Here is a 13,700-nt window from a genome sequence, read left to right as displayed (position 1 = left end):
AAATATCCAAAGACATCTGGAATGCCCGTTAGATATGTTCAAGAAACAGAGGAACTGTGTCAGCGGATATCGGTATGCATGACCTCCGTTTGCCCACCCGTCGAAGCCTTCTGATCGGCCTGGTCGCGGCCGGCTGTGCCGTCGTGCCCGGCCGCCGCCTCGTGGCCCAGCAGCCCGGCACCATCCTGACCGTGATCCCGTCACCGGGGGCCGCGGGCGTGGATTTCTCCGACGCGGACCTGACCGCGATGGCCACGGAGACCTTCACCACGACGACCATCTGGACCGAGGGCGAGGTCGAGTTCTCCGGGCCGCCGCTGGCCGAGGTGCTGCGGGCGGCGGGGCTTGCCGCGGACGTCCGGCGGCTCAGGCTGACGGCCCTCAACGATTACTCGGTCGAGATCGAGACCGACCGGATCGAGGCGGCGGCGCCGATCATCGCCAACCGCATCGACGGACAGCCCTTCAGCGTCCGGGACAAGGGGCCGCTCTGGCTGGTCTTTCCCTATGACTCCGACGCGCGCTTCCGGTCGGAATCCGTGTTCGCCGTCAGTGTCTGGCAGTTGCGGCGCATCGAGGCCCTCTGACCGTGGCCAGGTCCGAAGCCGGCGTGTTCGGGTCGATGCCGGGCCGCCCCGCCATCGCCTACCTGCTGCTGGCGTTCTTGCTGTTCAACGTGATCGCGTTGGCCGCCAGCGTCTGGCTGTTCGATCGCAATCTGCGGGACGTGCGCGAGGCCCAGGGCGACAACAGGGCGTGGAACGTCTCGCAGCTCGAGGTCGACTACCAGGGCTTCGTGATCGCGGTCCGCGATGCGCAGCAGGCGCTCGAGGCGGAGGATCCCGGCCTCGTGGCGACCCGGGATGCGGAGATGCGGCTCCAGTTCGACATCTTCTACAGCCGCATCCGGGCCTTCGTGGCCACCCTGCGGCAGATCGACCTGACGGCGACCTTCGAGACCGACCTCGCCGTTCTCACCGCGCAACGCGACGACATCGCGCGCCGGATCGACGCGGCGGTCCCGGCCGATGCCGGCACCCTTGGCGACGTCTACCGGATCGCCACGCAGATGGAGCAGGGCATCCGCCTGCTCTCGGTGGGGGCCCTGCAGGCGCTGGTGGCGCGCGCCGAGGATGCCCGGATCCGCGAACGGGGGCTGTTCCGGTGGTTCCTGATCGAGTCGGTCTTTCTGCTCGGCCTGACGCTCATGTCGGCGGCGCTTGCGTTGCGGCTCATGCGCATGATGCAGCGGCAGGCCCGCGAGACCCAGCGCGCCCAGGCGCTGGTGAACAAGGCATTTGAAGGGGCGCAGGAGGGCGTCCTGGTCTGCGACCGCAGCGGGCGCATCCTGCTGAGCAATCCCGCGGCCCGGACGATCTTCCGCTACGACGAGGGCGGGCTCGAGGGGCGGCTGCTCGAGGAGACCGTGGTGCCGGAGCACCGCCTGCGCCACTACCGGCGGGGGATGCGCGCGATCCTCGCCGCGCGCGAGGCGGGCGAAGGCGCGGGGCTGGGGCCGGTGCGGTTCAAGGGGCGACGCGCCGATGGCGCGGTGATCGACACCCTCGTCGCCCTGCGGGTCGAGGAGACGACCGAGGGCGAGCCGCGCGTCTTTGTCTTCGTCCGCGACATCTCGGCCCGGCTCGCGGTCGAGGAAAAGCTGCGGCTTGCGCTGCGCGAGGCCCGCAAGCACGCGGAGGCCAGGAGCCGCTTTCTCTCGACCATGAGCCACGAGATGCGGACACCGCTGCATGGCGTGGTCGCGTCGCTCGACCTGCTGGCGGCGGACCGGCTGGATGACGAGGCGCGCGATCTGCTGGCCACGGCGCGCAAGTGCAGCGAGCGGGCCCTCGACCAGATCGACTACGCGCTCGATGCGATCCGCAGCGAGGACGGGCCCCAGGCCCCGACCGAGATCGACCCGGTCGCCGTCGTGCGCTCGATCCTCGAGGAGATGGGGCCGCTGGCGCAGGGCAAGCAGACCGCGCTCGGCATGGACAGCCTCGGCTTCGACGGGCGGCCGAGGCTGCTTGGCAATCCCAAGGCCTATGCGCGGACGGTGTTCAACCTGGTCGGCAATGCCGTCAAGTTCACCGATGGCGGGCGCGTGCGGGTCCGGCTCGACCTCCGGCGCGGGGTCGCGCCGGGACAGGCCGAACTGGTCACCGCGGTGTCGGACACCGGGCCCGGCATCGCGCCGGAGGACCGCGACCGCATCTTCGCCCCCTTCGAGCAGGCCGAGGCGACGGCCTTAACGGCGGCCAATCCCGGCTTCGGGCTGGGCCTGGCCATCGTCCGGCAGGATCTCGCCCGCATGGCCGGCCGCATCGAGGTCGAGAGCACGCCGGGCGCCGGGGCCACCTTCCGCTTCGTCGTGCCGCTGGTCGTGGGCGACGGCGCGGCGGACCGGCCCGAAGACGACGGGCGCGCCGGGCCCCGCCCGCAGCCGGCCGTCGCCCCCCCTGCCCGGTCGGCGGGGTCGATGGCGGCCCTCGTGGTCGACGACAACGACGTCAACGCCTGCCTCGTGTCCCGGATGCTGGAACGGCTGGGCTACGCGGTGCAGTGCCGCCACTCGGGCGAGGACGCGGTCGCGCTGGCCCGGTCCGAGGGCTTCGGCCTGATCCTGATGGACCTGCGGATGCCCGGGATGAACGGGTTCGCGGCGACGCGGCTGATCCGCGCCGGCGGCGCCTCGCGCGAGGCCCTCATCGTGGGGATCACGGCCCAGGTCGACGTGATCGAGACCGAGGATTTCCGGGCGTCGGGCATGTCGTCGGTCCTGACCAAGCCCTTCGGCCTGCGCGAGCTGGAGGCGCACCTGGCGGCGCGCGACGCCGCGCCGGGGGCGGCGACCGATGCGCCGGACGACCTTGTCGAGACGCTGTCCGAGGCCTTCGACCTGACCGGGCAGGAGGTCGGGCTGGCCCTGGCCGCAAGCATCGTCGCAGGCGCCCGTGACGCGGTCGCGCAGGGAACATCCGGGGCCGACTCCACCGCCGAGGCCGCCCATGCCGCGGCAGGCGCCGCGCTGATGATGGGCCTGTCCGACCTCGGCCAGGCGCTCCAGGCGCTGGAGCGGGCGGCGACGGACGGTCCTGCGGGGGTATCGCCCGAGCTGCTGGGCCGGATCTCGGTCCTGGCCGACCGGGTCGAGGCGGCGTTGTCGCGGCTGACGGCGGCCTGACACCGCGGCGGGGCCCGGCGTCAGGGCGTGCCGGTGCAACGGCTGAAAAAGGTGCTGGGCATCCGATTCCTGGAGTAACTGCCATATGGCAGATCGGATGCCCAGCAGGCGGGGTGAATGCATTGGTCAGGCATTCACGAAACACCTACGGCGCGGCCGGTTTTCAGGCAACGACACGAAAGTTGCAGCCGGGGTTCTATGGTTGCGCGCCCCCCGCGAAGCCGACGGCGCGCATCGGGCGCACAGGCGGCCTCGGCCTTGCCCTGCGCCGCGACGGCAGCCTGCGCCGCCCGGTCCTCGACCAGCGCCCGGGCATGATTGGTCATCGCCGCGCCGAGCGCGAGGGTCACCCCGACGGGCCCGGCCGGGAGACGCAGCAGGGCATCGGCATGGCTGCACCCGCCGTCGAACCCGTGCCGGTCGAAGCGTTGCGACGCGACGACCATGCGCAGGGCGGGATTGGCCGCGCGAAACCCGGCCAGGAGCGGCAGGGCGTGATCCGGGTCGGCAAACATGTCGGCGCTGACGAGGGCGATCGCCTGCTCCCCGAGCGGCGCGGCCATCGCGCCGGCCAGGGCAAGCGACGGGACGGTCCAGACGCCCGCCATGTGCGCCCTCAGCCTGTCGGCGTGGTGCCGCACCGGACAGCCCGGCTCCGACACGATGAAAAGATGGCAATGCGGAAGCCTGGCATCGAGGATCGAGAAGGCGTGTTCCATGGACGGGCCCTTCGCTGCGGATGAGATCTGTCAACCGATCGGTTTCGGCGGCGGGTGTGACTGGTGACATGTCCGAAAGGATCGGATCGGCTGACCGAAGGCGCCGAAGAACCTGCTACGCTGGCTGCGAATTAAACCCCAGGCGCGGGGCAAACGCCTACGTATCGGTCGGGCTTGGCGCGTGCCGAAAGATACCGACGAACCCGATCGTGCGGGACAGGGCCGCCGCGCCGGGGCGTCGGCCCGGGGCGCAGGGGCGGCCCGGGCGACCGTCACGGCCCGCCGACCACGGCGCCCTGCGGCGATGATCGCCATGAAAACAACCGACCCGAGGCCCGGAAGGCCGCGGCCGTGCCGCGCCGGTCACGTCCCGCGGCGGGCCGAATCGTGGCGGTTTGCAAGGCTTGCGGTCGGCCGTTCCGCCAATCGCGGGTGCCGAAAGATGCGGGACATGGACACCAAGGATCCTTTCCCGCGACAGGGCGTTTTTTCGGGCGGCCCACTTTCGAGATCGTGAACTCCCCGTTCGATAGGACCGCGTCTTTCGGAGCGGCGGATCCATCCAAGGCAGCAAGGTCGCCGCGCCGTGGTTCGGTAGTCTGCCCTTGCGACGTTGCGGGGGCTGACGTGGCACATCGCTAAGCAACTCAACGCAACCTTTAAAGGGTACACGAACATGATGAACGCACTCAAAAGCTTCCTGGGCAACGAAAGCGGCGCGACCGCGATCGAGTACGGCCTGATCGCGGCCGGCATCGCCGTGGCGATCGTCACTGTCCTGGGCACGGTCGGCACCGACCTGGTGACCCAGTTCCAGGCCGTCGCCGACGCCCTGTAACGACCGGGGCGCGTCCGGGCGGGGGCACGCATCGCGGCCCGCCCGCCCGGACGCCGACCTTCGACGCGCGCGCCTGTGATCGGGGCATTGGATCGCGGGTGCGGATACCGACGCATGGAAAAACACTGGGTCTAGACGGGGGCGAGGTACTACCAACGACGGGATAGTCCTGTGTTCGGCAAGAAAAGAAGTACGCCCGTATCGGGTGACAGGTCCGCCGTCGTGCCGGCGCCGGATCGCTTTGCAGAGGGGGCGACCCCGTTCCTCATCGCCGGCGGCGCGGGTGAGGCATCCGGCACGATCGACGCGCGGTTCCGGGAAGCGAAGGCGGCGATCTTCTCGCGGCTGATCGAGCTTCTGGACCCCAGCGAGCTGCTGCGGCTCGACGTCGAACAGGGCCGCGCGCTGCTGGCGCGGCTGATCAGCGAGGTCATCACCGGCGACCGGATGCAGGTCTCGGCCTCCGAGGAGCGCGCGCTGCTAGACGACATCGCCGACGACATGCTGGGCTATGGCCCGCTCGAACGCCTCCTGACCGATCCCGAGATCTCGGAGATCATGGTGAACGGCCGGCGCCCGATCTACGTCGAGCGCGACGGCCTGCTGGCCCGGAGCGCGGTGCAGTTCGAGGACGACGAACAGCTCCTGAACGTGTGCCAGCGCATCGTGAACCTGGTCGGCCGCCGCGTCGACGAGGCCAGCCCGATCTGCGACGCCCGCCTGCAGGACGGCTCGCGCGTCAACGTCGTGCTGCCGCCGATCGCGCTGGACGGCCCCGTGCTGACGATCCGCCGCTTCCGCCGCGAGCGCATCACCCTCGACGAGATGAAGGCCCGCGGCGCCCTTCCCGCCGCCGGGGCCGACCTCTTGCGGGTCATCGCGGCGGCGCGGTTCAACGTGATGGTCGTCGGCGGCACCGGGTCGGGCAAGACGACGCTGCTCAACATGCTGGGCGCGCAGGTCAGCGGCTCGGAACGGATCGTGACCTGCGAGGACACCGCCGAATTGCAGCTCGAACAGCCGCATGTCGTGCGCATGGAAACCCGGCCGCCCAACATCGAGGGTCAGGGCGAGATCACCATGCGCGACCTGGTGCGCAACGCGCTGCGGATGCGGCCCGACCGCATCATCGTGGGCGAGGTGCGCGGGCCCGAGGCCTTCGACCTGATGCAGGCCATGAACACCGGGCACAACGGCTCGATGGGCACGCTGCACGCCAACTCGCCCGAGGAGGCGGTGACCCGCATGACCTCGCTGATCACCATGGGCTACCCCTCGCTCCAGCCCGACGTGATCCGGGCGATGTTCGCCTCTGCCGTCGACATCCTCGTGCAGGTCGAACGCCTGCGCGACGGCGCGCGCAAGGTGACCCGCATCACCGAGGTCGAGGTGGGCGAGGACGGCGGGATCCGCCTCCGGCCCATCCTCCGCTTCGAGACGGCCGCGGACGACCCGCGGGCGGCCGCGAAGCCGGGCGGGCGCTACCGGCTGGTCAACCCGCCGACGCAGGACTTCGCCGCGAGGGCCCGCTACTTCGGCGAGGGCGCGCGCCTCGCCCGCCTGCTTGCCGATCTCTCCGGGGCCGGCGCCCCGCCGCCGCACGGGGATCGTCCCGCATGATGGCCCGCCTGACCGATCCCGCCGTGATCCTCCTCCTCGTGTTCGCCGCCGCGATGGTCTCGCTCGCGCTGAGCTGGCGGGCCGACCGCCGCAAGTCCACCCGCCGGCTGGAGACGGTGCTCAAGGCCTCGCGCGCCGCGCGGGCGCGGTCGGGCGCGCGCCCGGCGGACGGCCCGGCGCAGGCCCTGCGGGCGACGTGGCGGCCGCGCTCGGCGTTCGCCAAGGGGTTCGGGGATTTCCTGGTCGCCGCCGGCTATCGCGGCAGCGTGACCGGCTACCTCCGCACCCGCGCGATCCTGGCCATCGCCCTGGGCTACGGCCTGTCGCTGCTGAACCCGCTGGGCTGGGTGGCCTATGCCGCCAGCGCGCTGCTGGTGGCGGGGGCGTCCTACCTCGTCGCGGTGCGGGCGATCCGCAAGCGCACCACCATCATGGAGGCCGAGTTCCCGGCCGCGATCGACATCATGGTGCGCGGCATCCGCACCGGGATGCCGCTGATCGAAAGCATGAGGGTCGTCGCGTCCGAGGCGCATCCGGTCGTCGCGCGGGAATTCCGGACGCTGATCGACGAGCTGGCGCTCGGCATCCGCTTCTCGGACGCGATGCAGCGCATGGTCCCGCGGATGCCGATCGCCGACATCCAGTTCTTCGCGGTCGTGCTGGGCCTGCAGGCGGAATCCGGCGGCGCCGTGGCCGACACGCTGCAATCGGCAGCCGAGACGATGCGCAGCCGGCGCGAGCTGCGCGAGAAGGTGTCGATCATGAGCCGCGAGGCCCGGTCCTCGGCCGCGATCATCGGGTCGCTGCCCGTCATCGTCAGCGCGGTCATGGCCTTCACCAGCCCCGAGTACATCGGCCTGCTGCTGACGACGCCGCTGGGCAACCTGGTGGCGCTCGGCGCGCTGACCTGGGCGCTCGTCGGCATCCTCGTGATGCGCGCCATGATCAATTTCGAGATCTGAGAGGGGGCGCGCGCATGACGATCGACACATCCACCCTTGGCATCGTCCTCACCGGCGTCTCGCTGATCGCCTCCATCCTGGTGGTGCTGATGCCGCGCGTCGCGGCGCGGATCAGGGGGCAACGCGTGATCCGCATGCACGTGAAGGGCCGGCGCCCCTCGGAGGAGCGCAGCGTGTCGGTCCGGCGGCCCATCGACGGCCTGCTCTGGTCGCTGCTCCGTCTCGTCGACCTGTCCGGCCAGACCTTCGACCGCCGGGTCCACATCCTCCGCCGGCTGCGGAGCGCGGGGCTTCCGCAGGGCCGGGTCAACCTGTTCATCCTGTCCAAGATCCTGTCGCCGATCCTGTTCGCGGTCGCCGCGTCGCTCTTCGTCGAGGCGCTTTACGGGGTCGGCCGCTGGCAGGCGGCAGGGGTCGGCGTGGTCGCCGCCGTGCTGGGCTACTGGATGCCGGATGTCTGGCTGACGAACACCATCCTGCGCCGGCAGATGCGCATCCGGCGCAACTGGCCCGACGCGCTGGACCTGCTGCACATGTGCATGCGCTCGGGCATGGGGCTGGAGGCGGCGCTGACCAAGGTGGCGCGCGAGATGCGGCCCTCGGCGCCCGACATCGCGGACGAGTTCGTGCTCACCGTGTCCGAACTGAACTACCTCCAGAGCCGGCGCGCCGCGCTCGAGAACCTCGCCGACCGCACCGGCCTGCCCGCCGTGCGCGAGGTGGTGACGGCGCTGATCCAGTCGCAGAAATACGGCGCGTCCATCGCCGGCACGCTCCAGATGCTCGCCCGCGAGAACCGCGCGCGCCGCTTCAGCGAGGCGGAAAAGAAGGCGGCCGCGCTGCCGCCGCGCCTGACCGTGCCGATGATCGTGTTTTTCCTGCCGGCGCTGTTCGCGGTGATCATCGCCCCCGCCTTCATCAACTTCTCGGGGTAGCGGGCATGAGCGGGCGTTCCTCCATCTTCCGTCCGGCCCTGGCCCGGCACCTCGCGGCGTGGCGCCGGGACGAGGCGGCGGCCGTGTCGGTCCTTGTCGTCCTCGCCTTTCCGGTGGTGATCGCCGGCCTCGCGCTGGCCACCGAGACGGGCTACTGGCTGTCGGAACAGCGGCGGGTGCAGAACGTCGCCGACGCCGCGGCCTTTTCCGTCGGCATCAACGCGGCGCGGCGCGGGTTCGACTGCGCCGCGCTGCAGCACGACGCCGCGGCCTGGCAGTCGCTCGAGGACACGGCCCGCCGCGTCGCCACCGAAAGCGGTCTGCCGCCGGACCGCACCGCGATCACGATCAGCTGCCCGCAGGGCGACCAGCTGCGGGTGCAGATCGACCGCTCGCTCCCGCTGTTCCTGCTCGGCGCCCTTGCGCCGCGCCCGGGCAGCGCCGCCGACGCGCAGCCCGGCCTGTCGGTCAGCCCGCGGGGCAGCAGCACCGTCTCGCTTGTCTCCAGCAACGCGGTCGGCGGCCCGGGCAACGGCGACGGCGGCCCCGAGCTGGTCTGCCTCCATGCGCTCGCGACCCGGGGCACCGGCCTCGAGACCGGCGGCCGCACCGAGATCGACGCGCCGGAATGCCGGATCCAGGTCGACTCCGACAGCGACGACTCGATCGAGTTCGACGGCGACACCGACATCCGGGCCGCCTGCATCACCACCCGCGGCGAGGCCGACGTTCCCAACAGCGTCGAACGCGACCTGAACCTCGGCCCCCCCGGCACCGATTGCGCGGTCATCCGCGAAAACACCGAGACCGAACCGCTCGCCCCGGCGCTGGCGAACCTGCAACCCCTGCTCGGGCTCGACGACCTGCCCGACGACCCGCTGTCGCGGCGCGAGTCCGACGGCGAACCCATCACCCCGACGCGCACCCATTCCAGCGGCCTGGCCGTGCGCCGGTTCCGCCGGGGGCTGGACCTGGATCGGGGCACCTACGTGTTCACGCCGGGGCTCTACGTCATCGACGGCGGCGATTTCGAGATCGCCAACAACGCCACCATGATCGTGCAGGACGGCGCGGCCTTCATCCTGATCAACGGGGCCGAGCTCCAGTTCCACCGGAACGCCGATCTGCGCTTCGGCACCGGCCTAGGGCCGGGCCCGTGGGCGGGGCTGGTCCTGTTCTCGCAGCCGCGCCAGGGCGACGACGACGACGATGACGACGACGACCTGCTGGAGGCGGGGTTCTCGTCGACCGACCTCGACGGGATCGTGTTCCTGCCGGGCTACGAGGTCGACATCGACGGGCGCGGGTCGCTGGGGCGGGGCTGCTACATCTTCGTGGCCGAGCGGTTCGACTTCGGCGGCCGCAGCGAGATGGAGATCGACTGCACCGACGAGGACCGCCTGCGGCTCTGCGCGCAACTCGGCACCTGCGGCGACACGGCGGGCACCGACGACGACACCGGCGTGGTGATCGTCCAATGACCCCCGCGACCTCCGCCCCCCGAAGCCCGGACCCGGCCCGCCCCGCGCGGACCAGCCTCATGATGATGTGGAAAGACTGACCATGATCCGAACGATACTTCTTGTGATCGCGCTGGTGTCCGGGGGCGGGGCGCTCCTGCTCGTGATGCAGGGCCCGGCCACCTCGGCGCCGGAAACGGCGGCCGTTGACGTGCCCGCCGCCGCGCCCGCCCCCGTCGACGCGCCCCCGGAGCCCGAGGCCGCCGTCGAACCGGTGGTCGAGCTCGCCGAGGTGCTCGCGGTGGCCCGCGACATCGCCGAGGGCGCCGAGCTCCGGCCGCAGGATTTCGACTGGATCGACTGGCCGGCCGAGTTGCTGCTGTCGGGCTTCATCCTCCGCGAAGACGAGCCCGACGCCGCCCTCGACCTCGCGGGCCTCGTCGCCCGCTTCGACCTGGCCGCGGGCGACCCCGTGCTGGCGGCCGCCTTCGAGGCGCCGCGGCCGGTCGAGGACACGGTCGCCCTCAACACCGCGCTCCGCCAGATCGGCGCGGGGATGCGCCCCGTCTCGGTGCCGGTCGAGGTCGTCCGGCCGCTCGGGTCCGTCCTGCAGCCCGGCGACCACGTCGACCTCGTGCACGTCTACGTCCCCGATGACGCGGACGTGGCGGTCAGCCGGATCCTCGTGACCGACGCCCGGATCCTCGCCATCGACCCCGAGGCGGACACGGGGCTCGCCCCCGGGCCCGGCGACGCGGTGCGCAACGTGGTGCTCGCCCTGTCGGTGCGCGACGCCACCGAGGTGCTGGCGGCCACCCAGGTCGGCGCGCTGACGCTTCTGCTGCGCGACCCCGGAGAGGCCGGCGCCCCGACCCCGCCGGCACCGCCCCGCGACCTGGCGGGCGACATCGCCTCGGGCTGGCGCGGCTTCGTCCTGGCGGGCGTCGATCTGGCCGCATCGGGCCAGGTCCGGCCCGGCGACCGGGTCGACATCATCTTCACACCCGCTCCGGGCGACGAGCTGTGGCCGTCGAGCCGGGCGCTGGTCTCCAACGCCCGCGTGATCGGTCCCGCGGCCGGGCCCGACCCCGCCGGGTCGGACCAGCCGTCCCCGTCCGACCGCATCACGCTGGAACTGGACCCGGCCGGGGTGGAGGCCGTCACGACCGCGCTGCAGCGCGGGCAGGTCTCGATCAGCCTGCGCTCGGACAGCGAGGCCGACCCCCGGTACCACGTGCAGCCGCTGCCGGCGCCCGCCGTCCAGGTGCGGGTCCGCCGCGCCGGCGAACTCTGACCCCGATATCCCCACGGAGCCCTGACATGACGGACACCACCACCACGACCAGCGGCATCGAGACCGAGATGGCGCGCATGGCGCGCCGCTGGAACGGCGTGCGGTTGCCCCCCTTCGAGGTCCTCGCGATGGCGATGACCGACAGCCTGATCGACCTGCTCCGGGACGCGCAGAAGCACCCGGCCTGCGGTCGCATGACCTGGCGCTACCAGCGCCGCCGCCTCAACCACATCTCGCAGCAGTTCATCGAGGACAACGCCCCGGACATCCTGCTGATCGAGGTCGACCTCTCGCCCGAGGCGCTGGTCGATCGGTTGACCGAACTGTCGCTGGTGCTCGACCAGCGCACCCGCGTCATCCTGATGAACGCACAGGATCGTCCCGACCCGCGCCTCATGCGGGACGTGTTCAAGCTCGGCGTCAGCGAGTTCCTGTTTCCGCCCTTCAGCGAACAGGACGTGGTCGAGGCGATCAGGTCGGTCTCCGCCGACATCGGCGAGGTGCGGCAGGGCCGCCTGACCGCCTTTCTCGGCGTGCGCGGCGGCGTCGGCTCGTCCAGCATCGCCCAGAACACCGCCGTCGCGGTGTCGCGGTTCTCGGACTCCGAGGTCATCCTGGCCGATCTCGACCAGCAGAACGGCACGGTGGCGCTGAACTTCGACGAGTTCGACTCCTACACCCTCACCGATGTCGTCAGGCGCCGCAGCCCGATCGACGACGTCCTGATGGAGCGCCTCTTCGTCAGCGTGAACGAGCGGCTGAAACTCCTGCTGGTCGAGCCGAGCTTCGAGAATTCCCCCCACCTCGCGGCGCCGGCGCTCAAGTCGGTCATCAACCTGGCCGACAAGCGGGGCCGCCACCTGTTCTTCGACATGCCCTCGGTCTGGGATTCCCGCACGCGCAAGACGCTGGCCCAGGCCGATCACGTGGTGATCTCCGCCGAACCGACGCTCGGGTGCCTGCTCAGCGCGCAGAAGGCCTTCGAAAGCCTGCGCAGCGTCCTCGGCGCCAGCCGCGACGTGACGCTGGTGCTCAACAAGTGCGGGATGCACCGGGGCAACACCGTCCCCGACCGGGCCTTCATGGATGTCCTCGGTCTCGAACCCGCGCAGGTGTTCAAGGTTCCCGCCGATGCCGACCTGTTCACCCGGGCGCAGTTTTCCGGCAGCAGCATCGTCCAGCTGAAGGAGGGCTGCGCCTCGGCCCAGGCGCTGATCGCCATCGCCGGGCGGATCAACGGCGGCCTCGCCTATGGCAAGGCCCTGCCGCTGCACCTGCGCCTTGCCGAGAAGCTGAGGCACTGGTGGTGACATGAGGCGGGTGCGTGCGATGGGCCGGGCGCTGGGCCGGTTCGGCGGCGGCAGCGAGGGCAGCGTGGCGGTCGAGTTCGGGCTGTTCGCGGCCATGCTCGTGCCGGTCTTCGTGCTCGCCTTCGACCTCGGCTTCCTCCTGCGCGAGAGGATCGTGATGGAGCACACCCTCCGGGCCGGGATCTTCGCCGCCATCCAGCCGGACTCGACCCGGACGACCGTCGAGGACGCGATGCAGGCGGCCTTCGCCGGTCAGGACGGGGCCCGCGTCACGCTCGAGACGCTCTCGGTGGCGGAAAGCTGCTTTTGCCCCGACGCGCCGGCGCAGGCGGTCAGCTGCACCGCGACCTGCGAGCCCGACGCCGTTTTCGGCGCCTACACGATCTCGCTGTCGCTCGGCTACGACGGGGTGCTGTTGCCCTCGGCCGTCCAGTCCGGGCTGGGGATGCTCGGCGCGACCATCCGGGTCGAGTTCCCGGCCTGGGCGCGGTAGCATGGCGCGGGTTTCCCCTCGGGCCGCGTCCGGCAGCTTCCTCCGCGATACCGGCGGCGCGGTCGCGGTCGAGTTTGCCCTCGTCTTCGGCTGTCTGATCCTGCTGGTCTTCGGCGTGTTCGAGTTCGGGCGGGCGATCTACTACGGCAACGCGGTCGAGGTGCTGGGCGACCAGGCCGCGCGGTTCTCGATCCTGTCGGACGACTGCGCCCTGTCGCAGGACGCCGAGGCCGTCCTGCGCGGCAACGGCTTCGGCGTGATCGGGCAGGCCCTGACGATCGTTCCGGCATCGGGGGCGAACGGCCACGTGCTGAGCCTGGACTACACCTTCGACCTGATCGTGCCGATCTACGGCGACAGCACCGTCACCGTGTCGGCGACGCGCGACCTGAGCGGGTTCTGCACCGACCCCTGAGCGGCAGGACCGCCGGGCAAGCGGCGCGGGCAGCGGCCGGCGTGTCGATCCGCGGCACCCCCGGGTCCGCCGCGACCCCCGATCGCCTCCGTGCGCGGCCCCGGTGCTTCGGGGCAGGCCGGGTCATCGCAGAAAACGGCGGCGGGCCTCCGTGGCGATGGACAGCTTCATGTCGAGCTCGGCGATGCGCGCCATTGCGCTGCGCCTGTCCTCGGCGCCGGTCGCGGCGGCATAGGCGGCCTTGGCCTCGGCCAGCTGCTTTCTCAGCACGATTTCCTCGGGGAGGGCTCCGTGTTCCGCCATGATGCGAAAGCCGACGGCCTCGCCCGGGTCGACCAGGGCGGCCTCGGGGTGCTGCGGCAGCGGCTTGCCCTCTCCCGGAAGGCCCGAGAGTTTCCCCTCGGCCCTGGCCTTGAGCATGCGACGTTCGGCGAGGCGGTCGAACCAGCTGGACATGGGGCGCAGCC

13 protein-coding genes are annotated in these 13,700 nt (G+C 71.3%); 11 read left to right on the top strand and 2 right to left on the bottom strand.

The window, feature by feature from the left end:
* Positions 1-74 precede the first annotated feature (74 nt).
* A complete protein-coding gene (locus HCU73_RS01245; protein ID WP_168621589.1) occupies positions 75-587 on the top strand; it encodes a putative pterin-binding protein in 513 nt (170 codons plus the stop codon).
* 2 nt (positions 588-589) lie between these two features.
* The gene (locus HCU73_RS01240; protein ID WP_168621588.1) at positions 590-3,187 is read left to right on the top strand and encodes an ATP-binding protein; all 2,598 of its coding nucleotides are present in this window, start codon (positions 590-592) and stop codon (positions 3,185-3,187) included.
* A gap of 134 nt (positions 3,188-3,321) precedes the next feature.
* On the opposite strand, the gene HCU73_RS01235 is transcribed toward HCU73_RS01240, so the two are convergent.
* Positions 3,322-3,906: a hypothetical protein gene (locus HCU73_RS01235; RefSeq protein ID WP_168621587.1), complete on the bottom strand. Its 585-nt coding sequence runs from the start codon at positions 3,904-3,906 to the stop codon at positions 3,322-3,324.
* Positions 3,907-4,582: 676 nt separating this feature from the next.
* On the opposite strand from HCU73_RS01235, the gene HCU73_RS01230 reads away from it, so the two are divergent.
* From HCU73_RS01230 to HCU73_RS01190, 9 genes are all read left to right on the top strand, one after another.
* On the top strand, positions 4,583-4,744 hold the full coding sequence (locus HCU73_RS01230) for a Flp family type IVb pilin (protein ID WP_168621586.1): 162 nt from the start codon (positions 4,583-4,585) through the stop codon (positions 4,742-4,744).
* 222 nt (positions 4,745-4,966) lie between these two features.
* On the top strand, positions 4,967-6,364 hold the full coding sequence (locus tag HCU73_RS01225) for an ATPase, T2SS/T4P/T4SS family (RefSeq protein WP_168621585.1): 1,398 nt from the start codon (positions 4,967-4,969) through the stop codon (positions 6,362-6,364).
* Positions 6,361-7,326, top strand: a complete 966-nt coding sequence (locus HCU73_RS01220) for a type II secretion system F family protein (RefSeq protein WP_168621584.1) — start codon at positions 6,361-6,363, stop codon at positions 7,324-7,326. Before HCU73_RS01225 ends, HCU73_RS01220 begins: the two co-directional genes overlap by 4 nt.
* Before the next feature lie 14 nt (positions 7,327-7,340).
* The gene (locus HCU73_RS01215; RefSeq protein WP_168621583.1) at positions 7,341-8,261 is read left to right on the top strand and encodes a type II secretion system F family protein; all 921 of its coding nucleotides are present in this window, start codon (positions 7,341-7,343) and stop codon (positions 8,259-8,261) included.
* Between the two features lie 5 nt (positions 8,262-8,266).
* A complete protein-coding gene (locus HCU73_RS01210; protein ID WP_168621582.1) occupies positions 8,267-9,742 on the top strand; it encodes a pilus assembly protein TadG-related protein in 1,476 nt (491 codons plus the stop codon).
* An 82-nt stretch (positions 9,743-9,824) separates the two neighbouring features.
* The gene (gene cpaB / locus HCU73_RS01205; protein ID WP_168621581.1) at positions 9,825-11,015 is read left to right on the top strand and encodes a Flp pilus assembly protein CpaB; all 1,191 of its coding nucleotides are present in this window, start codon (positions 9,825-9,827) and stop codon (positions 11,013-11,015) included.
* 26 nt (positions 11,016-11,041) lie between these two features.
* The gene (locus HCU73_RS01200; protein WP_168621580.1) at positions 11,042-12,325 is read left to right on the top strand and encodes a CpaE/TadZ family protein; all 1,284 of its coding nucleotides are present in this window, start codon (positions 11,042-11,044) and stop codon (positions 12,323-12,325) included.
* 1 nt (position 12,326) lies between these two features.
* Positions 12,327-12,818 (top strand): TadE/TadG family type IV pilus assembly protein, encoded by a 492-nt coding sequence (locus HCU73_RS01195; RefSeq protein ID WP_168621579.1) that lies wholly within the window; start codon positions 12,327-12,329, stop codon positions 12,816-12,818.
* 1 nt (position 12,819) lies between these two features.
* A complete protein-coding gene (locus HCU73_RS01190) occupies positions 12,820-13,233 on the top strand; it encodes a TadE/TadG family type IV pilus assembly protein (RefSeq protein WP_168621578.1) in 414 nt (137 codons plus the stop codon).
* A gap of 123 nt (positions 13,234-13,356) precedes the next feature.
* Here the strand turns inward: HCU73_RS01190 and HCU73_RS01185 are convergent, their stop codons facing one another.
* Complete coding sequence (locus tag HCU73_RS01185; RefSeq protein ID WP_168621577.1) at positions 13,357-13,689, bottom strand: DnaJ family domain-containing protein; 333 nt, start codon at positions 13,687-13,689, stop codon at positions 13,357-13,359.
* Between the last annotated feature and the right edge of the window lie 11 nt (positions 13,690-13,700).

The sequence above is a fragment of the Roseicyclus persicicus genome, from assembly GCF_012395815.1.
Lineage (GTDB): Bacteria > Pseudomonadota > Alphaproteobacteria > Rhodobacterales > Rhodobacteraceae > Roseicyclus > Roseicyclus persicicus.
The sequence above is the reverse complement of the archived record's forward strand: the minus strand, read 5'-3'. Positions and strand labels throughout refer to the sequence as shown.

What these genes read in the sequence shown, in the direction of transcription:
- HCU73_RS01190 (WP_168621578.1), top strand. Translation starts at nt 12,820, where the DNA reads ATGGCGCGGGTTTCCCCTCGGGCCGCGTCCGGCAGCTTCCTCCGCGAT.
- HCU73_RS01200 (WP_168621580.1), top strand. Translation starts at nt 11,042, where the DNA reads ATGACGGACACCACCACCACGACCAGCGGCATCGAGACCGAGATGGCG.
- cpaB (WP_168621581.1), top strand. Translation starts at nt 9,825, where the DNA reads ATGATCCGAACGATACTTCTTGTGATCGCGCTGGTGTCCGGGGGCGGG.
- HCU73_RS01235 (WP_168621587.1), bottom strand. Translation starts at nt 3,906, where the DNA reads ATGGAACACGCCTTCTCGATCCTCGATGCCAGGCTTCCGCATTGCCAT.
- HCU73_RS01220 (WP_168621584.1), top strand. Translation starts at nt 6,361, where the DNA reads ATGATGGCCCGCCTGACCGATCCCGCCGTGATCCTCCTCCTCGTGTTC.
- HCU73_RS01195 (WP_168621579.1), top strand. Translation starts at nt 12,327, where the DNA reads ATGAGGCGGGTGCGTGCGATGGGCCGGGCGCTGGGCCGGTTCGGCGGC.
- HCU73_RS01210 (WP_168621582.1), top strand. Translation starts at nt 8,267, where the DNA reads ATGAGCGGGCGTTCCTCCATCTTCCGTCCGGCCCTGGCCCGGCACCTC.
- HCU73_RS01215 (WP_168621583.1), top strand. Translation starts at nt 7,341, where the DNA reads ATGACGATCGACACATCCACCCTTGGCATCGTCCTCACCGGCGTCTCG.
- HCU73_RS01185 (WP_168621577.1), bottom strand. Translation starts at nt 13,689, where the DNA reads ATGTCCAGCTGGTTCGACCGCCTCGCCGAACGTCGCATGCTCAAGGCC.
- HCU73_RS01245 (WP_168621589.1), top strand. Translation starts at nt 75, where the DNA reads ATGCATGACCTCCGTTTGCCCACCCGTCGAAGCCTTCTGATCGGCCTG.
- HCU73_RS01230 (WP_168621586.1), top strand. Translation starts at nt 4,583, where the DNA reads ATGATGAACGCACTCAAAAGCTTCCTGGGCAACGAAAGCGGCGCGACC.